The following is a 26,992-nucleotide window of genomic DNA, read 5'->3' as shown; positions in this document are numbered from 1 at the left end:
ACAAAGCAACATGAGTGGTTTGCAGGAATTAATATCAAAAATGACCTTAAAGCAGAAAGCTCAATTGGTCATCGGAACAGGGATAATTTTTGATGTTCCCGGGTCGGCTGAAGCTCCCTTTGAAGACCCCTTAAAAAAGGTTGACGATGCGACATATACCGATATGGTCCGCACCATAAGGAAAATCTTGCCGGGGGCAGCTGGCTTCACTGCCGCCTTTCCTGATATTGGTGTAACAACACAGGTCCTGGCCGATGGGCCGGCAGGATTAAGGATTTCCCCCAAACGAGAAGGCTCCAATGAAACCTTTTTTTGTACGGCATTCCCCATTGCAACCGTTCTTGCCTCATCATGGGATACCAAACTTGCTGAAGAAGTTGGAAAAGCCATGGGAAAAGAGGTCCTGGAGTATGGTGGCGATGTTCTACTGGCACCCGCACTCAATATCCAACGTGATTCGCTGTGTGGAAGAAACTTTGAATACTATTCGGAAGATCCGCTAATCAGTGGAAAAATGGCAGCTGCGATAGTAAACGGTGTACAATCCAACGGCGTAGGAACCTCCATTAAGCACTTTGCAGCCAACAATCAGGAAACAAACCGTTTGTCAGTCAACACCGTAATCAGCGAACGCGCGTTGAGGGAAATATACTTAAGAGGATTTGAAATTGCAGTCAAAGAATCACAGCCATGGACTGTAATGTCGGCTTACAATAAAATCAATGAACAATATGCATCCGAAAGCCATGATTTATTGACAAAAATCCTCCGGGATGAATGGGGTTTTGAAGGTTACGTGGTGACAGACTGGGGTGCAGGCAACGACCTTGTAAAACAAATGCAGGCAGGGAACGATCTGATCATGCCAGGTCAGCCCCATCAGGTTGAAAGCATTATTGAGGCTGTAGAAAGCGGCCTTTTGGAAGAAAAGGTGCTGGACAGAAACATTAAAAGGATACTATCAGTTATGCTGAAGACACCTCGGTACAAAAGTTACAAGTGTTCTCAAAAGCCCGATCTTGGGAAGCATGCTCAAATAACCCGCCAGGCTGCAACAGATGGGATAGTACTTCTCGAAAACCAAAATAACGCCTTACCTTTGGACTCAGGGCGAACAAGAAAAGTTGCAGCCTTTGGAAATGCTTCCTACGAATTTATTTCCGGAGGTACAGGTAGTGGCGATGTCAATGAGGCTTACACAATATCTCTCATTGAAGGCCTCAAAAATGGAGGTTTCGAGCCAAACGAAAACCTTTCTCTGACATACGACCAACACATCACTAAAATGCGTCAGCAAGCAGGAAAGCCCAAAAACTTCATAACCTTTCTGCTTGGAGGAAAAGAACCGGTCTCCGAATTGGAGATAACCCCGGAAATTGCCCGGAAAATGGCACTTGAAAACGACCTGGCGATAATCACCATTGGTAGAAATTCGGGAGAAGGAGTTGACAGGGAAGCCATTGAAGGTGATTTTTATCTGACGCAAAAAGAAAAGCAGATGATCAGAGATGTCTCGGAAGCTTTCCAACAGCAAAATAAAAAAGCCATTGTTATCCTTAATATTGGAGCCCCCATTGAAACGGTAAGTTGGAGGAACCTTCCTGATGCCATACTGCTTGCCTGGCACCCAGGACAAGAAGCCGGAAACTCCGTGGTGGATATATTAACGGGAAAGGTAACCCCATCAGGCAAACTGGCCGTCACATTTCCAATTACTTATGAAGACTGTCCAACCGCTTCCAACTTTCCCGGACATGCAATAGAGGGAGTTGTTGATGAGACCAAAGATTTGTCAGGTTTCTCAATGATGAAAAGAACACCCTGGGAAGTAATATATCAAGAAGACATTTTTGTGGGATACAGGTATTACAACACATTTGAGGTCCCGGTTGCTTATGAGTTTGGATATGGACTCTCTTACACAACCTTTGATTATAGTGAGATAAAACTTTCTTCGTATGATTTTAAGGAGCATGTAACAATAAATCTTAACATCAAAAATACGGGTATTACTGCCGGTCGGGAAGTTGTTCAGATTTATCTCACTTCTCCGGAAAGTCAGATAAAAAAGCCTGTAATGGAACTGATACAATTCGCAAAAACAAAACTTCTTCAACCTGGTGAATCAGAGAAACTCACATTCAAAATTTCTGCCCGCGACTTAAGCTATTTTAATACCGAAAGAGGTAAGTGGGTCGCAGAACCAGGGGAATACAAAGTCCGGACTGGCCCTTCTTCCATCAAGGTTACCCAAACCGCCGTTTTTTCACTACACAAAGAACTTAAGGTCGAAGATGCAACTAAACATGCACTTTCTCCCTCACAAAAAAGAGATTCTCTGACCTGTGGATAGAGTAATGACTAATCATTGCAGAATCGTTGTAAATAGGGGGCGCTGAAAAACCCTTGCATTATTAAATACTAAAATCTTAAGTCACATCAACAAACTCCAAAGTGCAAGCTTATTTCGCATCACACTCGAATTTCTTTGCACTTAATCCTAAAATACAGCTAATCAAAAGAACAAAATTTTCTTCCCCGCCCGAATCTCGAAGTATTTCAATACTCCTTCGATTGGGCGGCTTGTAAATTTTGCCCTTTTGACTTTTTCAGCAGCCCCTAAATACCGGAAATTAAATCTGCTCTATGAAGTTTAACATCGTCTTGCCCCGATTGAGGCAGGTCTCCGGTGCAAAGAGCTTGAAGCCGGCAACCTTTAATGAGGGTAATATGCTGAAAAAGTAGTCCTTCGGAAATTCCGGAGGAGGTATTTGAAACCAATTATTATTTTGAAGATGGTTTCACACTTTGAAAATAACCCGGCGACAGACATCAATGAAAAAGCAGCTAAAAAATCCCCTTACACCCCCTCCGGTCTGACGGCAAACAGAGAATCTGACGACACTATATTCTATTGGCAACTATAAATAAACCGCAAACAAAACCTAAAACGAGATGATTGTTTCTATATTTGTTTAGAACAATCATCTCGTTTTTATGAGTTGGACTAAAAAACAATTATCAATTCTGGCAATAGTAGCCACCACTTCTTTCATGGGAACCTTTCTAATATCCTCAATTAACATTGCCCTTCCTGCTATTGAAAGAAGTTTTGGCCTTGATGCTGTAACTCTTAGCTGGGTAGTAACAGCTTTCCTGTTATCTATGGCAATTTTGCTATTGCCTGTAGGTCGCTGGGGCGATCTCACCGGCATAAACCGGTTGTTCAAAATCGGGGTTATTCTATTTACCTTATCATCTTTGTTATGCAGTCTGGCCACCTCGGGATATTGGTTAATTGGATTCCGTTTACTTCAGGGAGGAGGAGCCGCATTAACAAGTACCACCGGTCCGGCAATTTTAGTATCCGCCTTCCCTCCACAACAAAAAGGAAGAGTATTGGGGATTTCCGTTTCTGCCGTATACCTGGGGCTGGCATTTGGTCCCTTTTTTGGAGGATTTTTAACTCAGGCCTTTGGTTGGAGGTCAATCTTCGGAGCATCAACCATACTTGGTATAATCGTAATAGCCATCACCTGGATCTTTCTGGAAAAAGATGAAAAGAAAGAAAATGGACCCGGGCCAACCATGAGTTTTAAAGGAGTATTATTTTATATGGTTGGATTAACAGCGCTGGTGTATGGTTCTTCAGCCATCCCGGCTTGGAAAGGATGGATTTTAATTGCAGCAGGGGCTAGTTCCCTTGCCATTTTTTGGGGCGTTGAATCCAGGTCAGCCAATCCGGTGATAAACACAAAGCTATACACCGGCAACCGGCTCTTTGCATACTCCAACATGGCAGCATTAATCAACTACAGCGCCACCTTTGCCATAGTTTTTTTACTGAGTCTGTACCTTCAAAAAATACAAGATTTAGATCCAGGGGAAGCCGGAATGATCCTGGTTGCACAACCGATAATGATGGCCATTTTTTCTCCTCTGGCCGGACGTTTATCGGACCGTATACAGCCGCGTTACCTTGCAACCATTGGCATGGCAATGTGCACACTGGGATTGGCAGCCTTTGCCTTTCTTGGACCAGAAACCGCCACCTTGCTTATTGTAGGATTACTAACATGGGTCGGACTGGGATTTGCCTTCTTTTCCTCTCCAAATATGAACACCATAATGAGTAGCGTTGATAAAACGAAATACGGGATGGCATCGGGTTCCGCTGCCACTATGCGCGTAGTGGGCCAAATCATCAGCATGACCATTGCTACTTTTTTCTTCGCTCTGTTATTTGGAAACAGCCAGGTGGAACAGGTACCGAACGAAACGTTTCTTAAAGCGATGAATTACGGATTTATCACTTTTTCTATTATCGGTGTGGCCGGCATATACTTCTCCTGGTACCGGGGATCAATCAACCGGGAGTAAACAGCCCTTTTCAGAATCCATTCGAATAAAAAGTCAGATTCATCTTTTGGGAACAGAGGTTATTCCTCCCCCTGCCTGAAATTCATAGAGCCCATATTCACTAACTGGTATTCACCGGGGGAGAACACTTTATTGGCATTATCGTCTATTTCTGTCACTTGCATTTTATTTACTTCTCCCGAAGATTTATCTTTGCTTTCACTCTCCAACATCATCCCATTGTAAATCCCTCTTGCTGTCATAGCTGACTTGAAAATGGTAGAGAAAGTATCTTTTGCTTTCCAGTCAATCTTTTCCGTAATCCACACAGTTCCTTCACTCTCCTCGTCATCAAAAGCATACTCATTGCATTTATAGCCAAGAATATCTTTGGTCCTCCCTGTTTTCTTAAAACCTGGGCTAGTGTAATTTATATCCTGCTTCTCTTCGTACTCTTCAGTATATTCAGGATCATCATCCTGAACGGCCTCATCAAAAAACTTTATACCGTAAACCACACCTGATTTTTCACCATCTTCTTCAGACAGAATAATGGTTGACCCGTTTTCATAGTCCATAATAAAAATGCCTTTCGCGGGCCCGCGGCTATTATCCGGAGTGCCAGATAAAAACTCATAAGCAAAATTCTTTTCCCCCGGTGAAATAAAGGTCACCACTTCTCCTTCGTCTTTTAATTTTCCCTTCTCATCATAATTCTGAAATTCCATCCTCATTTTTGAGCTAAACTCGTATTGATCGGCAACGGGTGCAGGCTCTGATGAAACCCCCATTTTTTTCATCATTTCCTCCATACGCTTCGAGCTTTGCCTCTTATTGGATTCAGGCTCCTGTTCTTTCCTCCCTTCAAGAGATTCCTCTGCTTCATCAAATCCCTCATCAATCTTTTCATCCATCTTCTCTTCCGCTTTCTTTTCGGCTTTCTTCTCTATTTTTTCAGAAGCTTTTTTGGCAACCCTTTCCAGAAATCCCTGTGAAAAGGAGCTTATTGAAAAAGACAAGAACATTAGAAGCAGGCAAGTTTTAACATAAAATTTCATTGTCCTAAATTTTTGGTTTAACTCATAATCCAATCCTTCAAGTTATTCTTAGTTTTCTTCTTTGTCAATACAATTAATGGATAATTACATCCTTTTTATCCATCCGGCACCATATCCCAGAAAAAAAACATCAAGACACTTACTTTTCCTTGTTTATGGGATACTTAGACCTCACCATCTCAATTATTTTTTGAGCTTGACAAAACATTTTTCCGGCAGACGGGCAAGAAATCACAAGAATTCAAAACAATCATTAAATTATTAGTTTGCAATTCAATAGAAAAATCGCAGGCCACACCCAAAAAAAAAGGTTGTCCTGAAAAAGACAACCTTTCATGATAACAACCCTATTAATGTTACATTTCTTTCAAAGCTTCTTCCGCACTCAGCAGCATGGGCTCAACATCCAAAGAAGAGCCAACCGCCTCCTGCATCCATTCATTCGGGGTCAGTCTGCCCTGCTTATAGATGCGTTGCACTTCACTGGCAAAGTCATTGTCCTTTAAATGCTGTTCAAGCTGGAATTCGATAATATTGCCATAAGCATAGGCTGATAAATACAAGGGGTAGCTAATCATATGACTGTAAATAGCCAGAATGGGTTCATCCTTCATTCCGTAAACAGGAGCATAATAATTGTTCCAAATATCCTGAGCAAGGCGAATAGTGGCTTGTTTTAACTCTCCCGGAGTTGCATCAGGATGTTTATAAAGCCATTTCCAAACACGCATATCCAGCAATGAAACCCCCATGATTTCGTAAGTAGACCACAGAACATCAAGAGTCTGAAGAGCTTCCTGCCTCGGATTATTTGTTTCTATTCCCAACAACTGAAGGTCCCGTTTTTGAAAAATAAATGCCAATGCTTCTGTGAATGCAGTATTAGGGACTCCGTTGAGGGTATAATAGTCCATATCATACAATGATATGGTTTGTTCCACATTATGTCCAAACTCATGAATAGCAATATTGTACCCTTTATAATCCATTCCTGACTCCGGAATGCGGGTGCGCAAATGCGACTGCTGCCCCTTCATAGCAGCACCCCATGCATGTCCGGATCCACGTGCCGGATCAACCGAAACTCTTTCACCTATCCAATTGGCCTTTTCATTAGAAAAACCAAGTTGAGTCAAAAGAACAGGCAGGTCTTTGTCAAAAGTTTCAGTATTAGGGTAGCGGTTCCGTGTTTTGGCAGTTAACACGTCTTCATTGATTGTACTACGTGATTTAAAACCATCATACCAGATATCAAAAGGCTCAAGCGGTCGTTTCAATCGCTCACTGATCAAAAGGCCCACTTCTTTAAGAACATCTGACTCCAGAAACTTAACGAACAGCGTTTCCACCTCTGGTTGAGCAATTTCCATCTCTCCCTCAAATTTTCTTTTAATGTAGGTATCAAGCGGAGTGTATTTATCAATTGCTTTCAGAGCTTTGAAGTTGTCTACTATTTGTTTATACCTGGTATCAGGCTCTCTTTCAATGGTAACAACCTGACCACCCTTAGTCACCCGGTTTGAAAACGGATTCCAAACATATTCGTCACTATCAATGACTTCACGGGGAATGGTTTGATCTATGATTCGCTTCATTACCTCATAAATCATCTTCTGCTTATGCAAGCCCTGTATTCCAAGAGGATAATTCGCCTTCAACTCATCTCTCAGATTCCAATGTGAAAGCAGAACCATATCTTCAGGGAATGGTTTTTTGCCTTCATTGTCCTCCAATTGACCTGCATAAATATTGTAAGCACTTATATAAACATCCGAATTGGAACCTACTCTTGAAACTTCCTGCTTCAATTCTGCCGGCACTCTTGAAGTAAAAAAGTCCCCCAGACGGGCATAAGCCCATTGTTTGCGCGACCAGTCTTTCCCCAACTCTTCTTTTTCGGAAAGAGAATAATAAGGAAAATTAAGGGTTATGCGGAAAGCAATTTTACTGGAATAAAGATCCTCGTCCAGATGAGCCCCCGGACTAAATCCCCCAAATACCTCATCAATTGGAGTAACTTCACCATATCTTAAATGAAGCGGCTCGAGCAGCTCCAGGGAAATCTGATTAAAATGACCATTTAAAATCTCAAGATTTCTGCTAACCTTTTCAAAAAACAGATCAAGCGACTCCTCTTCTCCGATAAAATTTTCTACGCAGAAGCTCGAAAATTGATTGACATCCCCATCCCTATCACGCCATAGAGAGGCAGAATGACGTACCCCCTTTTCAATTCGCGCAGCTTCATCAGGAAACTTTTCACTGATGGTAGTGATGGTTTGATCAATCACGTTTTGAGGAATCGTAGCAGATTGCATATCAGTCTCTTTAGTTTGACTACACGAGAAAAGTGCAGTTATCAGCACACTCAGGAAAAACAAGGATTTCTTCATTTTGCATGGAATTTAAATGGATAAGTATATACAAAGATAATTCAGTTCCCCTTTAATCTTGAATGACATATCGCAGCTATTGACAGCCCAGCTTAATTCATCATTCGCTCTTTTCTCAAATAAATTTAATAAAATCATCAGAATATTAGAGTCTTACAAAACATATTCATATATTTACATGACATAAATATTTAATTATTATTTTTTTACCCTAAAATTATGTTTCTATGCTAAAGATGATTATGTCCGGAGCCCTCGGACGGGATGCCGAAATCAGAGAAGTAGGCAAAAGAAAAGCCATCAATTTTAATGTTGGCGTTTCGATGAATTACAAAGACCAGCAGGGCAACAAAGTTGAGCGGACCGAATGGGTGAAAGCCGTAATTTGGAAAAACGACGGCCAAAGCACGAAGATTGCTGATTTTCTAAAAAAAGGACAAAAAGTCCTGATTGAAGGAACACCTTCGAGTGAAGGCTTCAAAGGAAAAGAAGGCGACATCAAATCCGCGCTCAACATCAATGTAAAGGAGCTGGAACTTGTAGGTTAAAAGAAACTGGGAAATGCATTACATAAAATACTAAGGGCCGTCGAAACAGATGGCCTTTATTTTTTTCCGTCCATAACATCCCCCCCCACCGAAAAAAGAATATAGCCCAGAATCGTCACAGCAATTCCACCTACACCAAAGGCTATAATAGCTACCAGGCCAACCAGCAAAAGCAGATATCTGATTACATTATCTTTAAAGCCAAAGCTTTTAAATTTCAGAGAAAACATTGGAATTTCACTCACCAGCAAATAGCAAAACACAACAATCAAAGGAAAAATAACATAGGGAGAAGACAAGGCTGTCCAGCCTCCCTCACGGGTAAAAATCAAATGAATCAGTGAAACAGAGAACATACCCGCTGCCGTGGTCGTAAGTCCCAGGAATGATTCTGTCTGACGGGTATCAATATTAAATTTGGCAAGCCGCAGGGCAGAGAACACAGTTAAGACAAATGGCAATAAAAACACAAATTGAAGGGGTATTTCCATTTCAAAGAAGTCTAGCCGCCAACTTCCTGTAAAATGAAAACTGAGTAAGCTCACAAATGCGGCTGCTGGAGCCAACCCAAAGCTGATAAGATCAGCCAGAGAATCCAACTCTTTCCCGATGTCACTGTAAGCATTTAACATCCGTGCAGCAAAACCATCTGTAAAGTCAAAAACAGCTGCAATCAGGATACACCAGGCAGTTAAATCCGGTCTTCCCTGAAAAGCAAGCAACATACCTGTTGCACCAAAAAACAAATTGAGACTGGTAAGTGTATTCGGAATTATTTTAACTATTCTCATTTGAAAGGATTTTATTCAACTTGAATCAGCACTGGCACCCTTCGTATTTCCTACAAAGAGATACATATGCTCAACAAAAGTAACGTTTTTGGACGAATTAGAATAAAATTGCAAACAGCGTCGGCTTCTACCGTTAATTTTATTAAAACCATCCTTTCAATCAATAGATCGTTAGTCCCGATGCTTCGGGATAGATATAAGATTTAAAATAGATCATATAACACTGATAATCTGGGCTTTAAGACGAAAAACTATTCATCCCCAAGAGCTTGAACTTTAGACTTTTATAAAAGTTTAACGGAGTATTGATCGTTTAGAACCGGCAATTAATTAATTTTATCGATCGAATAAAAACGACCTCCTGTACCTTAAATCCCTATAATCAGAAAACCTCCTGGAAATACAACCAGGACATCACCTTTTCTCTTCCTATTTCAAGAAACATAAAAAAAGCAAACTGTATGATTATTAAATGGACACCCGACCTATCCGTTGGAATAGAAGAAATTGATAATGAGCATAAAAAATGGGTTTCTCTTTTGAATGATTTCTACCAGGGTTTAATGAACGGGAAATCAAAGGAAAAACTGACAGAGTTGGTCCTTGGAATGTTGGATTATACCAAATACCACTTTGCCAATGAGGAGCGTTACATGAAATCAATTAATTACCCTGACTTTGAGCTACATAAAGAAAAACACAACGAGTATGTAGCGAAAATAACTGAATTTCATGAAAAAATTGTGAACGATAAGATGATCCTTTCACTTACAGTCACCAATTTCCTGAAAACATGGCTCATCAACCACATTAAAGGCACCGACCAGCAATATGCCAGGTTTGCAAATACAATTGATTAAAAACAATTTTTTTAATTCAAGATAATTTCAAACTATCAAATTTAATATGGCCAATGCTAAAAGTCATTTAACACTTAAATGTTAAAAACAGCCAACACTTTGATATTAATAAATCTACAAACCCCTTGTAACTATGATTGAGTGGACAACTGAGTTTTCCGTCGAAAACCCGAAAATTGATGATGAACACAAAGAACTGTTCAAACTTCTGGATGACTTTTATCAGGGTCTTCAAAACGGGTCATCAAAAGAAGAGTTAGGCAACCTCATCAAAGGACTATTGGATTATGCCAACTTCCATTTCAGCAATGAAGAGGACTATATGAAATCCATTGGCTTTCCCAATCTGGAAAAACACAAAAAAGAGCACAAAGAATTTATCGGGAAGGCAACAGATTTTTATGACAAACATACTTCCGGTAAATTAATCTTGTCTCTGGAGGTCACCAATTTTATCAAAAAATGGATTACCAATCACATTAAGAGTGAAGACAAACAATATGCAGCCTATGTCGCTTCATAATTTTTTGCTCTAAAATTTGATTTTATGCAAAAAGAATCTACTTTTGCATTGAATCGAAACAAAAAACCGATAAAAACTATGATTTTTTCAGTACATCATCATGCTCATCATCATTTCTACCTCATATAGCGAGGGTGGGCTGGTTGTACTATGCAAGAATATTACTCTGAAAAGGCTTACCTCGTTGGTAAGCCTTTTTTTATGCTAAAAACGAACATCAGATTGGCAAAACAAGTTAATTAAGAACATAATAACTGACAAAAAAATGGAAACAAAACTCAGAATTGCACTACAAAAAAAAGGGAGACTTTTTGAAGACAGCCGTAACTTGCTCAAAGAAGCAGGTATTAAGTTTAACTTAGGAAACGGACGCCTGGTTGCCACTGCCACCAAATTTCCTTTGGAAGTATTGTTCTTGCGTGACGACGACATTCCGCAAACAGTAGCCGACAGTGTGGCAGACATCGGTATTGTGGGGCAAAACGAACTGGAAGAAAAAGGGTTCTCCCTGAAAACCGAGAAAGAACTGGGATTCAGCAAGTGCCGACTTTCTTTGGCCATTCCCAAGGAGATCGATTACACAGGTTTTGAATGGTTTGAGAACAAAAAAATCGCCACCTCTTATCCCGAAATCCTTAAAAAGTTCTTTGATGAAAAGAAAATCAATGCTGAGATACATGAAATTGCAGGATCGGTTGAGATTGCGCCGGGAATAGGTCTGGCAGATGCCATCTTTGACATTGTTAGTTCGGGCAGTACACTTGTAGCCAATCACCTTAAAGAGGTTGAAAAAGTAATGGATTCTGAAGCAGTATTGGTTTCCAGCGGAAAATTATCTCCTGAGAAAGAAGCCATTCTGGGGCAAATGATCTTCAGGATGAATGCTGTGATGGCTTCCAACTCGAACAAGTACATTCTTCTTAACGCCCCAAACAATAATCTGGATAAAATAATAGAGATTTTGCCCGGAATGAAAAGCCCCACTGTTTTACCTTTGGCACAAGAAGGATGGAGCAGTGTTCACTCTGTGATCAAAGAAGATCAGTTTTGGGATGTTATCGGCCAGTTGAAAGAAAATGGCGCAGAGGGTATCCTCATCGTTCCTATCGAAAAAATGATTCTGTAATTATTTAACAGTTTATCATGGAAACATTCAAATTTCCAGCACCGGGTGAGTGGAGCCATCTCACAACAAGAGCCATCAGCAACCAACAGGACGTTATTGAAAAAGTACGACCTGTTCTGGACGCTGTAAAAAGAGACAAAGACAAGGCATTGAAAGAGTTTACCGAACGCTTTGACGGGGTATCCATTGATTCCTTTGCAATTTCGGAAGATGAAATCCGCGAAGAGTGCCTGCGTGTTGACAGCAATTTAAAAGGAGCCATAAATAATGCCATTATCAACATTCGGAAGTTTCACGAAGCACAGATCCAAAAAGTTAAGAAGGTTGAAACAGCGCCGGGTGTAGTTTGCTGGCAAAGAAGCACCCCCATTGAAAAAGTTGGTCTCTATATTCCCGGAGGATCGGCACCTCTGTTTTCGACAGTCCTGATGCTGGCAATACCAGCAGACATTGCCGGTTGTAAAGAAATTGTGCTTTGCTCCCCTCCCGGAAAAGATGGCAAAATTCACCCGGCCATTTTGTTTGCTGCACACATTGCCGGGGTCACAAAAATCTATAAGGCAGGAGGAGCGCAGGCTATTGCTGCCATGGCTTATGGCACAGAAACCATTCCTGCTGTGGACAAAATCTTCGGACCGGGAAACAGTTTTGTCACAGCAGCCAAACAGCTCATTACGCTTGACGGCGTTGCTATTGATCTTCCGGCAGGTCCATCTGAAGTGGAGGTTATGGCCGATGAGAGTGCCAACCCTGAATTTGTAGCTTCCGACCTTCTTTCTCAAGCTGAACATGGCCCTGACAGCCAATCTATATTGGTTACTGACTCAGAAAACATGATTAAGCAGGTGGAGAAGGAAATTGAAAAGCAGTTGAAAACACTTCCCCGTACAGAAACTGCTAAAAAAGCACTCAAAAACAGCCGGATGATTCTCCTGAAAGACATCTCCGAGATGATAGACTTCACCAATCAATATGCTCCGGAGCACTTGATTCTTTCTGTAAGGGACTATAATTGGGTTAGTGAAAAAATTGTAAATGCAGGATCTGTTTTTCTTGGAAACTATACACCCGAAAGTGCAGGTGATTATGCCTCCGGCACCAATCATACACTTCCGACTTACGGATATGCCAAAGCTTACAGTGGTGTCAATCTGGATAGTTTCTGCAAAAAGATTACTTTCCAGGAGATCACCCCAAAAGGGTTGCAGAAACTTGGCCCGACCATTGAAACAATGGCGGCAGCCGAGCAACTGGAGGCCCACAAAATGGCAGTTTCCTTGAGAACTAAAAACAGTTAAATATCCATGTGATTGAAGAGCCTGGTTGCCGGGTTCTTCAAAATACTTTAAAATAAAGTTCATGAAGCCCTTGGAAAAACTCTTACGTCCCAATATCAGAGACCTTAAACCTTACTCTTCAGCACGTGACGAATACAGTGGTGAGGCCGCTGTTTTTCTGGATGCCAATGAAAATCCATTTAATGCTCCCTATAATAGATACCCCGACCCATACCAGAGGGAATTAAAGAAACGAATTGCCTCACTTAAAAAGACCAAACCTGAAAACACTTTTCTTGGCAATGGTAGTGATGAAGCCATCGACGTTGCTATCCGTGCTTTCTGTGAGCCCGGAGTCGACAACATTGTTTCAATTTCACCCACCTATGGCATGTACCAGGTAGCAGCCGACATCAACAATATTGAAGTTCGGAAGGTCCTGCTAAAGCCCGACTTTGAACTGGATCCTGATGCATTGCTCAGGGAAGCAGACGAGCATACAAAAATCATTTTCCTTTGTTCTCCCAACAACCCTACCGGAAACTGTTTCAAAGAAGAGGGAATCAGGAAGGTTTTGGAAGGCTTTCAGGGAATTGTGGTACTGGATGAAGCATACATCGATTTCGCCCCTGAAAAAAGCTGGCTTCCAAAACTTGAGGATTACCCCAACCTCATAATTCTTCAAACATTCTCCAAAGCATGGGGAATGGCAGGTATCAGACTGGGCATGGGATTCGCCAGTACTCAAATAATAAACGTGTTTAGCAAGATAAAATACCCTTACAATGTCAATATCCTTACTCAAAAGAAGGCACTGAATCTTCTGAATGAAAGCCAAGATATGGAACAATGGGTGGAGAACTTACTGACTGAGAGGGCCAGGCTAACGAAAGCTCTTAATCAATGTAAATTTGTCAATAAGATCTATCCTACTGATGCCAATTTTATTTTGTTAAAAGCAGACGCTCCCAGGGATATTTACAATTATCTGGTGGGAAACAAAATCATTATCCGCGACCGTTCCAATGTAGCTCTCTGCGAAGGATGTCTGAGAATTACAGTGGGTACTCAGGAAGAAAACAAAAAACTATTGGCTGCTCTTGAGGGTTATCAAAATAGGATAAATAAAGCTTAACTTTCAATAGATCGTTAGTCCCGATGCTTCGGGATAGATATAAGATTTAAGATAAATCATATAACGCTGATAATCTGAGCTTTAAAACGAAAGCCCATTCGCTCGCAAGAGTTTGAAATTTAGACTTTTATAAAAGTTTAACGAAGTATTGAACTTTAAAACATTCATTTTTTACCCGGGATAAAAATATGCGTTCAATTTTCCTCTTTCTTTTTGCTATGGCAGCTACTGTAAACATCGAAGGGCAGGACAAAATACTGAGTTTATACGAAGGATCATCCCCAGGATCAAAAGGGAATCCACCTCAGGAAAGAAAAACCATCTCCGATTACGGGACACCCATCCTTTACAATGTAACTGAACCAGAATTGTGGCATTATTCGGCCCAAGGTAAAGGTATTAAACCGGCCATTATAATTTGCCCGGGAGGCGGGTATAGGGTTGAAGCTTACGAGCATGAAGGAAGTCAGGTTGCAGAGTGGCTTTCTCAGTTAGGCTATGAGGCATTTGTATTAAAGTATCGACTGCCCGAAGACTCTCTGTTTTCTGACGCCACATTTGTTCCCCTTGCCGATGCAAGAAGAGCGATCGCATTGGTTCGGGAAAAGGCTTCAGAATGGAGTATAAATCCCGATAAAATCGGGATCCTGGGTTTTTCGGCTGGTGGACACCTGGCTGCATCGGCATCCAATTTGTTTAATCAAAGAGTCCCCCTGAGCAGGGAAGGCAACAAGGTTAGACCTGATTTCTCGATACTGGTTTACCCAGTAATATCAATGGCCGACACTATAACTCATCAAGGTTCAAGAGAAGCTTTGCTTGGGAAAAATGCTTCCGATAAACTCGTGCAGCTTTTTTCTTTGGAAAAACAAATTACAGCGAATACGCCACCCACCATCATTATTCACGCCAAAGATGACGAAGGAGTATCTGTAGAAAATACCATCCGATATGCAAAGGCGCTCCGCAGCAACAATGTTGCAGTCAAAGAAGTTTTACTTGAAAAGGGCGGACATGGATTCGGCTTTCGCAAAGAGAGTCCTGCCTTTATATGGACTGAATATCTGGAACATTGGCTAAAAGAAGACATCGAATAAACGTTAGATAATCGAATATCCGAATAAAAAAAATCGCCAGATTTTTTGCAACCTGGAAAAATCAATCAAAATGGATAAAAATACCCCAAAAAGAGTACTGTTTATTGACCGTGACGGCACCATCATTAAAGAACCCCCAACCGATTATCAAATTGATAGTCTCGAAAAACTGGATTTTATACCCGGTGCCATCACTAACCTCAACAGGATAGCCAAACACCTCGATTTTGAATTGGCGATGGTGACCAACCAGGACGGATTGGGCACCTCATCTTTTCCGGAAGACACTTTCCGGCCCGCCCAGAATAAGATGCTGAATACTTTGAAAGGAGAAGGCATTGAATTCGATAACATACACATCGACCGCTCTTTTCCCGAAGACGATGCCCCCACACGAAAACCACGAACAGGGCTTTTGGAAGATTATTTTTCGGATCAATACGACTTGGCCGGCTCATTCGTCATAGGGGACAGGATTACCGATATTGAGCTTGCTAAAAATCTTGGCTGCCGTGGTATTCTGGTAAAATCAATTGATGATGGCCTTCCTTTATTGAAAGAGAAGAATCTAACAGATATCTGCCCCCTCTGCACCGAAGACTGGGAAGAAATTGCCGGCTTTTTATTCCAGCAGGAACGAACAGCTACCGTTGAGCGTAATACTTCTGAAACAAAAATCAAAGTTGAACTAAAACTTGATGGCACCGGAGCCTGCAAAATTGATACAGGACTGGGCTTTTTTGATCACATGCTGGAGCAAATCGGGCGTCATTCCGGCTGCGACCTAAACATTAAGGTAAGAGGTGACCTTCAGGTAGATGAGCACCACACAATTGAGGACACAGCCCTTGCACTGGGAGAAGCTTTCAAAAAAGCACTGGGAGACAAGAGAGGTATCGAACGCTATGGATTCTCCTTGCCGATGGACGATTGCATGGCCCATGTGGCCCTGGACTTTGGAGGACGGCCATGGTTGGTATGGAAAACCAAATTTAAACGCGAAAAAGTAGGAGATCTTCCCACTGAAATGTTTCTCCACTTCTTCAAAAGCTTTTCTGATGCGGCCGCTGCCAATCTCTACATTAAGGCAAAAGGCAAAAATGAACATCACAAAATTGAAGGTATTTTTAAAGCCCTTGCAAGATCGATAAAAGCAGCCATCAGGAAAGACTATTTAAACGATCAGCTCCCAAGCACAAAAGGTACTTTATAGACAAAAAAGCTATTAAACGAAAGCAACCCATTCCTTGACATTTCAGGGAATGGGTTTTATTTTATAATAAATTTAAAACCGAAATAAAATCGTTGAACCATGAATATGCACAATAACAAGGAGGCAGCTATAAAAATCACTTTCAAAGCGATTCCTTTATTGCTTTTAGTTTTCGGGATATCATTTCAAAGCTGTAAAACGCTAAAAAAAGGCAGTGCTCCGGAACAAAAAGTGGACCTGGTAGAAAATGACACTACGAACATGAAAGATTCAACTGAATATGAACTGGTTGTACTGGACCCTGGATTTGAGTCTTACCTTGCCACCCAGCCACCCCCAAACTACCACTCTCAACAATACTATGAAACCTGGAATCAACAGTATGTGGTTGAATGGAATTATCGTCATGACCAACCCCTGACTTATGGTGATTTCTACGAGACCCGCATTCACTATAACACGCATGAAAATTATGGCCTTGAGCTCAATTATCGCTTATATTACTACTTTCAGTTTATAAAGGATGAGTACGGTATTGTACTGGTTGATCGGGGACGTTAGTTAATGGCAACGAGACTCATATTTAAAATTTAACTGATAAAAAAACACAACCCCGGGTTCCCGGGCGCATGATGTTTTGCAAAATATTGCATACTTGTCTAAGTGTAAGAATTGATTTCTGTTTTTACCATATTCCGGCTTTGATATTATCATTGCAAACCCGGATACTGTTTCTCTGCGCTTGGATCCCAATCCTGCGCTGTAAGATGGTTTGTCTGTTAACTTAGATTCCTTTTCAGCAAATCCGGAAGCAAATTCTGCACTTTTAGAGTCAATTTCTATCACCATAGCTCTTTGCACAATAACTATCAGCTAATCTGATTTTTCCATTAAAACACACTATTCCGGAAACATCTAGTTACCAAATAAGTAAATTTATTAACTTTGTCCGGGCTTGAAAAAAACAGGAAAACTTTCTGATTGATTCAAATGCCTGCCAACGACTTAATTCATCTATTGTAGAACCTAAACCCATAAGAAATATGGCGTTTTTAGAAGCCAGGGGCATCGTTAAGCGATTTGCCAACCACCTGGCACTTGACAAAGTAGACATTGATGTGCCCGAAAATTCCATTTACGGGTTGCTCGGCCCCAATGGGGCCGGAAAAACTACTCTCATCCGCATCATCAACCGAATTACCGGTCCTGATGAAGGGACTCTCACTCTTGACGGACACCCCTTTAAAGCCACTGACATCAAAAAAATCGGGTATCTTCCCGAAGAGCGCGGGCTTTACAAAAAAATGAAAGTTGGGGAACAAGCCATTTACCTGGCCCGATTAAAAGGAATGTCTCGCAGTGATGCGCTCAAAAAACTCAAGTACTGGTTTGAGAAATTTGAAATCCAACCCTGGTGGGACAAAAAAGTGGAAGAACTTTCAAAAGGGATGGCACAGAAAGTGCAATTCATCGTAACCATCCTGCACGAGCCTTCACTTCTTATATTTGACGAGCCTTTCAGCGGTTTTGACCCCATCAATGCCACCCTCTTGAAGGAGGAAATATTAGACCTTAAGAAAAAAGGGGCCACCATCATCTTCTCCACACATAACATGTCGTCGGTTGAGGAGATTTGCGACCACATCTCCCTTATCAACAATGGAAAAACAATGATTGAAGGCCCTACTCACAAGGTACGGCTCGACTACCGGGAAAACCTCATCAATTTGGATTTCTCGGGAGACCAAAACAAGGTGGAGAATATCCTGAAAGAGAAATTTCACCTTCAAAGTATCCGGCCGGTCAATAACCACATTTCGGCACAGGTAAAAATGAATGAAGAACAATCGCTCAACCAGGTTCTTTCATCCGTAATAGATCATTGCAGTATTCACAGTTGCCAGGAGCTGCTTCCCAGTATGAACGATGTATTTATTCAGGTAGTTAATCAACAAAAACAACCTACCCAAAAATCATAGCTATGAGTAAAATATCACTTATTATAGAAAGGGAGTACCTTACCCGGGTCAAAAAGAAGAGCTTCATTATCATGTCTATTCTTGGCCCAATCCTCTTCGCCGCATTGATGGTAGTTCCGGCATGGCTGGCCACACTCGAAGATGATGAAGTAAAAACAATTGCTGTCCTTGATCAAACAGGGCTTTATGCCGGCCAGATTGAAGACACAGATATCCTCAAATTTGAATTTTTAAGTGAGGATTCTGAAGACCGCGTACGCAAAGATTTTGATAAATCCGGTTATTATGCCTATCTGGTAATCAGCGACAACCTCCTTGAAAACCCGAATGCCATCACCCTGTATTCTGACTCACAAATAACCATCGATGCCAAAGACCATGTGAAAAGGAGTTTGCGGGATCATTTGAAAAACCAGAAACTCAACTCTTATCAGGTTGATGGTTTGGAGAACATTGTAAACGAACTCAACCAGGTAAACATTGACATTTCCACGGTTAAGATAGGTCAGGATGGCACAGAAAAACAAAGCTCTACCGAGTTGACAATGATCATTAGCATTGCCTTTGCTTTCCTATCCTACATGTTCATTTTCATTTACGGGGCGCAGGTAATGCGGGGCGTGATGGAAGAGAAAACCTCACGCATTGTAGAGGTTATTATTTCTTCGGTAAAACCGTTTCAGCTCATGATGGGGAAAATCATTGGCATAGCCATGGTCGCCCTTACGCAAATCCTGCTATGGGTGGTACTCACCATTTTGATCGTCACCGGGGTAAAAAGCGTATTTTTTTCAGATTCCCCTATGCCCGGTCAGGCCCAAAATCAGATAGAAATGATGGGAAATCAGGAAGCTGCCCAGCAAATGGCTGCAATGGAAGAAGGTTTCAATTTCGATAAAGTTATGGAAATGGTCAAAAGTCTTGAACCAATCAAGACCCTGTTACTTTTCATATTTTACTTCTTTGGCGGTTACCTGCTTTACGCAGCTCTTTTTGCTGCAGTAGGCTCAGCTATTGACCATGAAAGCGACCAGCAACAATTTATGCTGCCCATAACGATCCCAATCATTATATCGCTGTATGTGGCAATGATGACCTTCCGAAACCCCGGAAGTGAAGTGGCTTTCTGGTTCAGCATGGTACCGTTTACATCGCCCATTGTAATGATGGCCCGAATTCCCTTCGACGTGCCACTTTGGGAGCTAATGCTGTCAATGGCCCTGCTGATAGGCGGATTTATTTTCACTACCTGGTTTGCAGGAAAAATTTACCGCACCGGCATCCTGATGTACGGCAAGAAAGTAGATTACAAAGAGTTGTGGAAATGGTTCCGTTACTCCGGAGATTAAGTAAATTAGCCTCATTAATAAACATCAGAACGGTCGGAGTTATCCGGCCGTTTTCATTTACCGAACAATTCAATCTTTATTTTAGATAGAAATATAAGTCCGGCATAATGATTATTTGTAACTTTGAACTTACATTTCAGCAATCACTATGGAACACAACAGGATCGCAATCATAGACCTTGGCACAAACACATTTAACCTTCTCATCACAGAAGTTAAGCCCGATGGAACATACAGTATTCTCCTGGAGTCAAAAAATCCGGCAAAACTGGGGAAAGGCGGAATACACAAATCAACCATCACTCCCGAAGCCATGGGAAGGGGCCTGGAAGCACTGAAGTCTCACCTGATTACCATTTCGGAGTTTCAGGTTGAAAGCATCTTCTGCTTTGCCACTTCCGCTATCCGGTCTGCAGACAATGGACAGGAATTTGTAAAAACAGTGAAAGATGAGCTTGGGTTAACCATTAGTATCATCCAGGGTGATGAAGAAGCCCAAACCATTTTCGATGGCGTACGTCAGGTTTTTCCTATGGATGAAGATTACATTCTTATAATGGACATTGGCGGAGGAAGTATCGAATTCATTATTGCCAATCGATTCGGGGTAGCCTGGAAACATAGTTTTGAAATAGGGGTAGCCCGTCTTCTCGAACAATTTGAACCCTCAGACCCCATTGATGAATCAGAAGTTAAAGCCATTCAGAAACATCTAAAAAAAGAATTAGATCCCCTTTTCGAAGCCATAAAGGACTTCCCCATTCAGAAACTAGTTGGTTCTTCCGGTTCTTTCGATACTCTGGCTGCTATACTGGCGAAGAAGTTTTTCCCTTTACTGGACATAACTAAACTCACCTCGTTGTTTTTGGATGACAAACGGCTGATGACAGTTCACAAAGAGCTGATGGATTCAACCTCGGATGAAAGAAAAGTAATGCCAGGCATGATCCCTCATCGGGTCGACAGTATTGTACCTGCAAGCATTATCGTAAAGTTTATCATTGATGAATTAAAAGTAAAAGAGGTTTGGCAATGTAGTTTTGCCCTAAAAGAGGGTGCCGTTTTGCAAATAATTTCAAATCAGCTATAAGCAACAAACTCCATATCAACACCAACACCTATTAAATAAATAAACCAGATAATACAATTTCATATGTCCCGAATACTCGTTATTGACGACCAAAAAAGCATTAGAAACACACTAAAAGACATTCTGGAATACGAAAAACATGAAGTTGTTTTGGCTGAAAACGGCCCTGAGGGTCTGGAAAAGTTCACAGCCGATAAATATGATGTTGTACTTCTGGACATAAAGATGCCGGAGATGGATGGCATGGAGGTCCTGGAAAAAATGATCCAAACGGGTACAGAGATACCTATTATAATGATTTCCGGGCATGGTAATATTGACACGGCAGTTGAAGCCATCAAGAAAGGCGCTTATGACTTTATCGAAAAGCCTCTTGATCTTAACAGGCTTTTGGTTACCATTCGAAATGGGCTGGACAAGAAAGACCTGGTTAACGAGACCAAAGTTTTGCGCAGAAAGGTAAGCAAGACCTACGACATGATAGGCGAGTCAGCCCCTATGCAACAAGTCAAAGAGATGATTGAAAAAGTGGCGCCAACCGATGCCCGGGTTTTAATTACAGGACAAAACGGAACCGGTAAAGAACTGGTAGCCCGATGGCTTCACGAAAAAAGTAACCGTGCAGGACAGCCCTTTATTGAGGTGAATTGTGCTGCGATTCCTTCAGAACTTATCGAAAGTGAGCTCTTTGGCCATGAAAAAGGCGCATTTACCTCAGCCCATAAACAGCGCAAAGGGAAATTTGAGCAAGCCAATGGGGGAACTATTTTTCTGGATGAAATCGGAGATATGAGCCTGGCGGCCCAGGCCAAAGTGCTGAGGGCATTACAGGAGAATGTCATTTCACGGGTGGGCAGCGATAAAGACATAAAAGTAGATGTAAGGATCCTGGCTGCCACCAACAAAAACCTTCAAGACGAAATTAAAGAATCCAGATTTCGCGAAGATCTTTACCACCGGCTTAGTGTCATTATCATTAAAGTACCCTCGCTTAACGAACGTAATGATGACATTCCTTTACTCACCGGGCATTTCAATCAGCTGATATGCCAGGAGCTCGGCGTACAACCAAAAACCTTTGAAGAGTCTGCTGTCAAAGCGCTCCAGCAAATCAACTGGACGGGAAATATCCGGGAATTCAGAAACGTCATCGAAAGGTTAATCATTCTTTGCAATGGCACCATATCCGGAGATGATGTAAAGACCTATGCTATGCCTCTGGCTTAATTCAGTCAAAACCAATTCCACCCTGTATGCGCACTGAAAAAGACTTTCTGGGAGAAATAGAAATTCATGATGATAAGCTCTACGGGATTCATTCCGTGAGGGCACAGGCCAACTTTCCGGCTAAATCACATTTCCCAATAGAATGGTACAGTGCCATAGGTCTTGTGAAAAAGGCTTACTACAGAACCTACCGGAATTTTCGCGATACGGCCCGGCAAAAGCAACTCAATGGGCCCACAGGGCATCAATGGATGAGTGACCAACAAGTAAACAGTCTTGAAGAAGCTGCAGAAGAGATAAGCTCAGGGCGTTATTTTAATCATTTCATTGTTCCGGGAATTCAGGGCGGGGCCGGAACCAGCATCAACATGAACATCAATGAAATCATTGCAAATACTGCCCTCAAAAAATCCGGTCATAATCCCGGAGAATACGAGATTACAGACCCACTTGATCATGCCAACATATTCCAGTCCACCAACGATGTTGTGCCCACAGCGTTGCACTTGTCGCTGATGCAACAATCCCACAAACTGGAGACTTCCATCAACAAGCTCAGATTCTCTCTTGAAGAACTTGAAACACAACACAGGAATATCCTCCGACAAGGGTATACTCAAATGCAAAAAGCAGTGCCCAGCTCTTACGGACATCTGTTCAGCAGCTACTCCGATGCTCTTTCACGAGATTGGTGGCGGGTTTCCCGGATAAGAGAAAGACTCAAAGAAGTCAACCTTGGAGGGGGAGCAGCAGGTACAGGAATGGGCATCCCCAGATATTTTATCCTGAATGCTATAGCAGAACTCAGAAAATTAACAAATCTGCCCCTTTCCCACTCCGAAAACCTGGCTGATACCACAATGAATCAAGATAGTTTAGTGGAGGTTCATGCCATTTTAAAAGCTCACGCCGTCAATCTCGAAAAAATCTCAAATGACCTTCGGCTAATCGGTTCTGATATCTCCCGGCATCAATCCTTGAAAATTCCACAAAAACAGATGGGAAGCTCCATTATGCCTGGAAAAGTAAACCCTGTAATTGTTGAATATGTAGTATCGGTAAGCCATAAAGTTTACGCCAATGACCAGATGATTTCGGGATTGGCCGGACAAGGGTGCCTTGATCTTAATGCCTACTTACCTTCCATTGGTGTAGCAATGCTAGAAAGCTTCAACCTTCTTGAATCAGCATGCCGGAGCCTACACCAAAATATGCTTAAAGACTTGCAAATTGATGCCGAAGATGAGCAAAAAGATTTGTTTAAATCAGCTTCAATAACCACTGCTCTGGTCCCATACATCGGGCACAAAGAAGCGGAGAAAATTGCACTTGAAATGAAGGATGCACAAGAGAGCATCTTTGAAGTTAATGACAGGCTTAAAGTTCTTAGCGATAAATTACTCAGAGAAATATTAAAACCATCTTCACTGATCTCAAAAGGATTTAGTCTGAACGATCTCCCCGAAAATCAAAAACACCCCTGATCATCAGCGTTCATTTTGAACAGATGAAGCCTTAACATACCAGATATCACCGGCTCCGTTTCCAGGCCCCAGCACCCATTTTTTCAATCGGGAGTAATTAATTCCGGACGGCATCTTTACTTCACGGTTGCTTGTAAACAAGAGCAGTTTGCCATCTGCAGAAAACACCGGACAATATTCGTAAGCCGGAGAATTTACTGGAGACTCAAGGTTCTGACACGGAGTCCACTCTTCATTTTCTTTATACGATACATATAAGTCTGCCGTTCCTTCACCCCCGGATCTTGACGAACTGAACACAAGGCACCTCCCATCAGGCGAGATTGCAGGAGTTTGTTCCACAGCTTCAGAATTAATTTGCATACCAAATTTCACCACCTCTCCCCATTTTCCATCATCAGAAACCGGAACATAGTAGATATCCAGGTGATCTTTTTCCAAGGTAATGGTTCCACTTTCATAATCCGCACAGAAATAGACATTCCCCTCTTTATCCACAGATACTGAAGTTTCATTCCCATTTGCATTGCTAAACCCGGTTAGTTCAGGTTTTGACCAGTTACCGGACGGACCTCTTTTGCTTCTCCATATATTCCAGTTGGGAATTCCATCCTCCGGATGCTCGGGGCGATTTGAGGCAAAATAAAGATAGTCGCCACCAGGCGAAAGAAAAGGGCTTGCATCAAAGTAATGGCCTGAAAATGGAGCAACTTCAGGATAAGTCCAAAACCCATCAGTGAAGCGCGTAACTAAAATCAGTGAAAAAGCACCTTGTTTTTTCAAAGCAAAAAAAAACTCGTCACCGTTTTTCCCCAGTGACCCGCCAGATTCATCCATACCGGAAGAAATAAAGCCGGGAGACATCATTAATGGCTGTGCATCCACTTTTTTAGAAAAAAAGAAATCGGAGGGAGAATCATGATAGGTCTGGGCATTAATATATGTCATCAAACTTATCAGCAGAACAAGAAAATATATTTTTCGGGCCATGAAATCTGTTTATCTAAAAATCAGTAACTATTTGTCACAAAAATAACTCTTTTCCAGTGATTTTCATCCCGAAAAAGCCACTCATTTTTTCTGACGGCCAGGCATCCAAACATGCTCTATGTCGGATCATTACAGCCTCAACCAATCAGCCTCTTGTCAATCCCCCCTGAGTATTCTTATTAATTTTAAATCAGGCAAGCAAAGGTCGTTGTCCGAACTGAAATAATTTTAATTACTTTACAAAAAAAAAAAATGGGCAAAGACAGACAACCATTTATCGGCATATTTGGCAGAAGAAATAACGGCAAAAGCACCCTTATTAACCGCTTGGCAGCCCAGGAAATTGCCATTGTTTCTGATACACCCGGAACTACTACAGACCCGGTAAAAAAGTCTTTCGAAATCACCGGGTTCGGCCCGGTTGTGCTTGTTGATACGGCTGGAACCGACGACATTGGGGAGTTGGGCGAAAAAAGAGTATCCAAAACACTCAAAGCCATTGATTTGGTTGACCTTGCCATTCTTATCACAACCAACAACCATCTGGAAGAACCGGAGCAAAAACTAATTGAGGAGTTTAAAAGACGTGACGTTCCCTTTTTGATTATACATAACAAGGAGGACATCAGCCAAAGCAGTTCCAAATCGGAGGAGAGAGCAATAGATGCCGGAGCAAAAGGTTTTCTCAAATTTTCACATAAATACTCCATCGAGCCGGTAATTGAAGCCATACAAAAAGCCATTCCTGAATCGGCATTTACCACGCCAACACTTTTAGGGGATCTTATCAAGCACGGGGATATTGTTTTGCTCATTACCCCCATTGACATAGAAGCCCCCGCCGGTCGAATGATCCTGCCTCAGGTTCAAACCATTCGTGACGTATTAGACAACGATGCAATTTGTATCGTGCTTAAAGAACGTGAAACAGATGCTTTCATTGAAAGAACCGGCATTAAGCCGGCACTTGCAGTTACAGACTCCCAGGTATTTCCAAAAGCAGATGCATCCATTCCCGGCAACATTCCCTTAACAAGCTTCAGCATTCTTCTGGCCCGCTTAAAAGGTAACTTTGAAAATTACCTGCAGGGGACTCCATCCATTTCAAAACTCACAGATGGCGACAGGGTCTTAATGCTTGAATCATGCACACATCATGTTTCTTGCGATGACATAGGCCGGGTAAAAATCCCCAGATGGATTAGGGCATTCACAGGAAAGAAACTTGATTTTGACATAGTTGCAGGTCTGGACACAATTACCAGACCCATAACCGACTATTCGCTCATCATTCAGTGCGGTGGATGCATGATAACACGCAGGCAACTGCACAACCGACTTCAACCGGCCATTGAAGCAGGCATTCCTGTGACCAATTACGGAATGGCCATTGCCTGGGTACATGGCATTTACCACAGAGCTGTAGCACCATTCCGGAAAGATCTCCAGTCGGAAGAAGAAACTATTTAGTATCTGTCCATAAAGTACCATTTGCATCGTTACGCAAGCCTTGTAAATAAAACTTTCTGAACACACACATAAATTTTGACACTATTTGCTTAATTTACAAACAGGTACTATTAAAAAAAAGAAAGCGCCACATCCTCATTATGTGGCGCTTTCTTCTTTATGATATGTAATACATTTATGAATCGACAGTTGCTGTTTGTCCAATGGCACTTTTCACAATTCCACGTTTGGAACCTTTAATAAAGTTAATGATTTGTCCCATTTCAGGACTTGGATCCAAATATGCCTGGACATATTCAATGGCTTGAGAAACATTTCTTCCCTGTTGATAGATGGCCCGGTAAATTTCATGAATGTTGTCAATTTGCTCCCTGTTAAATCCTCTACGTCTCAGCCCTACCAGGTTAACGCCCATATAGGCTACAGGCAGGCCAAATACCTTGGTAAAAGGTGCAACATCGGATAACACTCCGCTCATACCAGACACCATTGAATGCTCTCCAATACGACAAAACTGGTGAATGGCGCTCATGCCACCAACAACAACCCAGTCTTCAAGAACCACCTCTCCGGCTAGCTGAACACTGTTAGACACGACGCAATGATTACCAACTTCCACATCATGCCCAAGGTGCGTGTATGCCATTAACAAGGTATCATTACCAACCCTGGTAACCCCCTTAGCCGAAGTTCCTCTGTTAATAGTAACATATTCCCTTACAGTCGTCCGATCACCTATTTCAACATTTGTGTATTCTCCCTTAAATTTCAGGTCCTGGGGTTCTGCCGAGATAACAGCTCCTGGATATACCTTACATTCTTGGCCAATGCGGGCGCCAGGATAAATAGTAGCGTTAGCTCCAATCCATGTCCCATCCCCTATTATCACATCTTTGTCAATCTTAGCAAAAGCTTCAATTGTTACATTTTCTCCAATCTTAGCATCAGGATGAATATCCGCTTTGGTCGAAATGAGTTGCTCCATTCTTTATAAACTTTTAAAAAAGCAGGACATTCAGAAAA

Annotated in this window: 22 protein-coding genes; 17 read left to right on the top strand and 5 right to left on the bottom strand. The window is 41.8% G+C overall.

The annotated features are described in order from the left end of the window. Positions 1-10: 10 nt before the first annotated feature. Both DDZ16_RS01680 and DDZ16_RS01675 read left to right on the top strand, forming a co-directional pair. A complete protein-coding gene (locus DDZ16_RS01680) occupies positions 11-2,353 on the top strand; it encodes a glycoside hydrolase family 3 N-terminal domain-containing protein (protein ID WP_232526523.1) in 2,343 nt (780 codons plus the stop codon). A gap of 644 nt (positions 2,354-2,997) precedes the next feature. Continuing rightward, positions 2,998-4,380, top strand: a complete 1,383-nt coding sequence (locus DDZ16_RS01675) for an MFS transporter (protein WP_109262679.1) — start codon at positions 2,998-3,000, stop codon at positions 4,378-4,380. A gap of 59 nt (positions 4,381-4,439) precedes the next feature. Here the strand turns inward: DDZ16_RS01675 and DDZ16_RS01670 are convergent, their stop codons facing one another. Then, the gene (locus DDZ16_RS01670; RefSeq protein WP_109262678.1) at positions 4,440-5,417 is read right to left on the bottom strand and encodes a DUF4412 domain-containing protein; all 978 of its coding nucleotides are present in this window, start codon (positions 5,415-5,417) and stop codon (positions 4,440-4,442) included. 356 nt (positions 5,418-5,773) lie between these two features. Continuing rightward, positions 5,774-7,810 (bottom strand): gluzincin family metallopeptidase, encoded by a 2,037-nt coding sequence (locus tag DDZ16_RS01665; RefSeq protein ID WP_198416660.1) that lies wholly within the window; start codon positions 7,808-7,810, stop codon positions 5,774-5,776. Positions 7,811-8,037: 227 nt separating this feature from the next. Between DDZ16_RS01665 and DDZ16_RS01660 the strand changes: the two genes are divergently transcribed. Further along, a complete protein-coding gene (locus DDZ16_RS01660; RefSeq protein ID WP_109262676.1) occupies positions 8,038-8,358 on the top strand; it encodes a single-stranded DNA-binding protein in 321 nt (106 codons plus the stop codon). A gap of 56 nt (positions 8,359-8,414) precedes the next feature. Here DDZ16_RS01660 and DDZ16_RS01655 read toward each other — a convergent pair whose 3' ends face one another. After that, positions 8,415-9,149, bottom strand: coding sequence for a CDP-alcohol phosphatidyltransferase family protein (locus tag DDZ16_RS01655; protein WP_109262675.1), 735 nt, complete (start codon positions 9,147-9,149; stop codon positions 8,415-8,417). Positions 9,150-9,610: 461 nt separating this feature from the next. Between DDZ16_RS01655 and DDZ16_RS01650 the strand changes: the two genes are divergently transcribed. From DDZ16_RS01650 to DDZ16_RS01585, 13 genes are all read left to right on the top strand, one after another. Then, positions 9,611-10,009 (top strand): bacteriohemerythrin, encoded by a 399-nt coding sequence (locus tag DDZ16_RS01650; RefSeq protein WP_109262674.1) that lies wholly within the window; start codon positions 9,611-9,613, stop codon positions 10,007-10,009. 133 nt (positions 10,010-10,142) lie between these two features. After that, on the top strand, positions 10,143-10,532 hold the full coding sequence (locus tag DDZ16_RS01645) for a bacteriohemerythrin (RefSeq protein ID WP_109262673.1): 390 nt from the start codon (positions 10,143-10,145) through the stop codon (positions 10,530-10,532). Positions 10,533-10,797: 265 nt separating this feature from the next. Next, positions 10,798-11,658: an ATP phosphoribosyltransferase gene (gene hisG / locus DDZ16_RS01640; protein ID WP_109262672.1), complete on the top strand. Its 861-nt coding sequence runs from the start codon at positions 10,798-10,800 to the stop codon at positions 11,656-11,658. A gap of 17 nt (positions 11,659-11,675) precedes the next feature. Next, a complete protein-coding gene (hisD, locus tag DDZ16_RS01635) occupies positions 11,676-12,956 on the top strand; it encodes a histidinol dehydrogenase (RefSeq protein WP_109262671.1) in 1,281 nt (426 codons plus the stop codon). 61 nt (positions 12,957-13,017) lie between these two features. Then, positions 13,018-14,070, top strand: coding sequence for a histidinol-phosphate transaminase (hisC, locus tag DDZ16_RS01630; RefSeq protein ID WP_109262670.1), 1,053 nt, complete (start codon positions 13,018-13,020; stop codon positions 14,068-14,070). Positions 14,071-14,258: 188 nt separating this feature from the next. After that, positions 14,259-15,167, top strand: a complete 909-nt coding sequence (locus tag DDZ16_RS01625; RefSeq protein ID WP_109262669.1) for an alpha/beta hydrolase — start codon at positions 14,259-14,261, stop codon at positions 15,165-15,167. Between the two features lie 70 nt (positions 15,168-15,237). Then, complete coding sequence (gene hisB / locus DDZ16_RS01620; RefSeq protein WP_109262668.1) at positions 15,238-16,380, top strand: bifunctional histidinol-phosphatase/imidazoleglycerol-phosphate dehydratase HisB; 1,143 nt, start codon at positions 15,238-15,240, stop codon at positions 16,378-16,380. Positions 16,381-16,479: 99 nt separating this feature from the next. Continuing rightward, the gene (locus DDZ16_RS01615; protein WP_109262667.1) at positions 16,480-16,941 is read left to right on the top strand and encodes a DUF6146 family protein; all 462 of its coding nucleotides are present in this window, start codon (positions 16,480-16,482) and stop codon (positions 16,939-16,941) included. Between the two features lie 482 nt (positions 16,942-17,423). Further along, a complete protein-coding gene (locus DDZ16_RS01605; RefSeq protein WP_109262665.1) occupies positions 17,424-18,359 on the top strand; it encodes an ABC transporter ATP-binding protein in 936 nt (311 codons plus the stop codon). Between the two features lie 2 nt (positions 18,360-18,361). Next, positions 18,362-19,708 (top strand): ABC transporter permease, encoded by a 1,347-nt coding sequence (locus DDZ16_RS01600; protein ID WP_109262664.1) that lies wholly within the window; start codon positions 18,362-18,364, stop codon positions 19,706-19,708. A 148-nt stretch (positions 19,709-19,856) separates the two neighbouring features. Then, positions 19,857-20,798 carry a Ppx/GppA phosphatase family protein gene (locus DDZ16_RS01595; RefSeq protein ID WP_109262663.1) on the top strand — a complete coding sequence of 314 codons (942 nt, stop codon included), beginning with the start codon at positions 19,857-19,859 and terminating at the stop codon, positions 20,796-20,798. Between the two features lie 63 nt (positions 20,799-20,861). Then, a complete protein-coding gene (locus DDZ16_RS01590; RefSeq protein WP_109262662.1) occupies positions 20,862-22,025 on the top strand; it encodes a sigma-54-dependent transcriptional regulator in 1,164 nt (387 codons plus the stop codon). A gap of 26 nt (positions 22,026-22,051) precedes the next feature. After that, positions 22,052-23,509 (top strand): lyase family protein, encoded by a 1,458-nt coding sequence (locus DDZ16_RS01585; RefSeq protein WP_109262661.1) that lies wholly within the window; start codon positions 22,052-22,054, stop codon positions 23,507-23,509. Between the two features lie 3 nt (positions 23,510-23,512). On the opposite strand, the gene DDZ16_RS01580 is transcribed toward DDZ16_RS01585, so the two are convergent. Continuing rightward, positions 23,513-24,499: a PD40 domain-containing protein gene (locus tag DDZ16_RS01580; RefSeq protein WP_109262660.1), complete on the bottom strand. Its 987-nt coding sequence runs from the start codon at positions 24,497-24,499 to the stop codon at positions 23,513-23,515. A gap of 252 nt (positions 24,500-24,751) precedes the next feature. On the opposite strand from DDZ16_RS01580, the gene hydF reads away from it, so the two are divergent. Continuing rightward, entirely contained in the window at positions 24,752-25,969 is a 1,218-nt protein-coding gene (hydF, locus tag DDZ16_RS01575; RefSeq protein WP_109262659.1) for a [FeFe] hydrogenase H-cluster maturation GTPase HydF, read from the top strand. A 175-nt stretch (positions 25,970-26,144) separates the two neighbouring features. Here hydF and lpxA read toward each other — a convergent pair whose 3' ends face one another. Next, positions 26,145-26,954: an acyl-ACP--UDP-N-acetylglucosamine O-acyltransferase gene (lpxA, locus tag DDZ16_RS01570; RefSeq protein WP_109262658.1), complete on the bottom strand. Its 810-nt coding sequence runs from the start codon at positions 26,952-26,954 to the stop codon at positions 26,145-26,147. Positions 26,955-26,992: the final 38 nt, after the last annotated feature.

It is taken from the genome of Marinilabilia rubra, assembly GCF_003121985.1.
GTDB classification, from domain to species: Bacteria; Bacteroidota; Bacteroidia; order Bacteroidales; family Marinilabiliaceae; genus Marinilabilia; species Marinilabilia rubra.
This window is presented reverse-complemented; position numbering and strand designations above follow the sequence as displayed.

Bases quoted from the DNA above. Each gene is read 5' to 3' on its own strand.
- DDZ16_RS01645 (WP_109262673.1), top strand. From the start codon at position 10,143: ATGATTGAGTGGACAACTGAGTTTTCCGTCGAAAACCCGAAAATTGAT.
- hydF (WP_109262659.1), top strand. From the start codon at position 24,752: ATGGGCAAAGACAGACAACCATTTATCGGCATATTTGGCAGAAGAAAT.
- DDZ16_RS01615 (WP_109262667.1), top strand. From the start codon at position 16,480: ATGAATATGCACAATAACAAGGAGGCAGCTATAAAAATCACTTTCAAA.
- hisC (WP_109262670.1), top strand. From the start codon at position 13,018: ATGAAGCCCTTGGAAAAACTCTTACGTCCCAATATCAGAGACCTTAAA.
- DDZ16_RS01605 (WP_109262665.1), top strand. From the start codon at position 17,424: ATGGCGTTTTTAGAAGCCAGGGGCATCGTTAAGCGATTTGCCAACCAC.
- DDZ16_RS01680 (WP_232526523.1), top strand. From the start codon at position 11: ATGAGTGGTTTGCAGGAATTAATATCAAAAATGACCTTAAAGCAGAAA.
- DDZ16_RS01655 (WP_109262675.1), bottom strand. From the start codon at position 9,149: ATGAGAATAGTTAAAATAATTCCGAATACACTTACCAGTCTCAATTTG.
- DDZ16_RS01585 (WP_109262661.1), top strand. From the start codon at position 22,052: ATGCGCACTGAAAAAGACTTTCTGGGAGAAATAGAAATTCATGATGAT.
- DDZ16_RS01650 (WP_109262674.1), top strand. From the start codon at position 9,611: ATGATTATTAAATGGACACCCGACCTATCCGTTGGAATAGAAGAAATT.
- DDZ16_RS01580 (WP_109262660.1), bottom strand. From the start codon at position 24,499: ATGGCCCGAAAAATATATTTTCTTGTTCTGCTGATAAGTTTGATGACA.
- DDZ16_RS01625 (WP_109262669.1), top strand. From the start codon at position 14,259: ATGCGTTCAATTTTCCTCTTTCTTTTTGCTATGGCAGCTACTGTAAAC.
- DDZ16_RS01670 (WP_109262678.1), bottom strand. From the start codon at position 5,417: ATGAAATTTTATGTTAAAACTTGCCTGCTTCTAATGTTCTTGTCTTTT.
- hisD (WP_109262671.1), top strand. From the start codon at position 11,676: ATGGAAACATTCAAATTTCCAGCACCGGGTGAGTGGAGCCATCTCACA.
- DDZ16_RS01590 (WP_109262662.1), top strand. From the start codon at position 20,862: ATGTCCCGAATACTCGTTATTGACGACCAAAAAAGCATTAGAAACACA.
- DDZ16_RS01665 (WP_198416660.1), bottom strand. From the start codon at position 7,810: ATGAAGAAATCCTTGTTTTTCCTGAGTGTGCTGATAACTGCACTTTTC.
- hisG (WP_109262672.1), top strand. From the start codon at position 10,798: ATGGAAACAAAACTCAGAATTGCACTACAAAAAAAAGGGAGACTTTTT.
- hisB (WP_109262668.1), top strand. From the start codon at position 15,238: ATGGATAAAAATACCCCAAAAAGAGTACTGTTTATTGACCGTGACGGC.
- DDZ16_RS01675 (WP_109262679.1), top strand. From the start codon at position 2,998: ATGAGTTGGACTAAAAAACAATTATCAATTCTGGCAATAGTAGCCACC.
- DDZ16_RS01660 (WP_109262676.1), top strand. From the start codon at position 8,038: ATGCTAAAGATGATTATGTCCGGAGCCCTCGGACGGGATGCCGAAATC.
- DDZ16_RS01600 (WP_109262664.1), top strand. From the start codon at position 18,362: ATGAGTAAAATATCACTTATTATAGAAAGGGAGTACCTTACCCGGGTC.
- lpxA (WP_109262658.1), bottom strand. From the start codon at position 26,954: ATGGAGCAACTCATTTCGACCAAAGCGGATATTCATCCTGATGCTAAG.
- DDZ16_RS01595 (WP_109262663.1), top strand. From the start codon at position 19,857: ATGGAACACAACAGGATCGCAATCATAGACCTTGGCACAAACACATTT.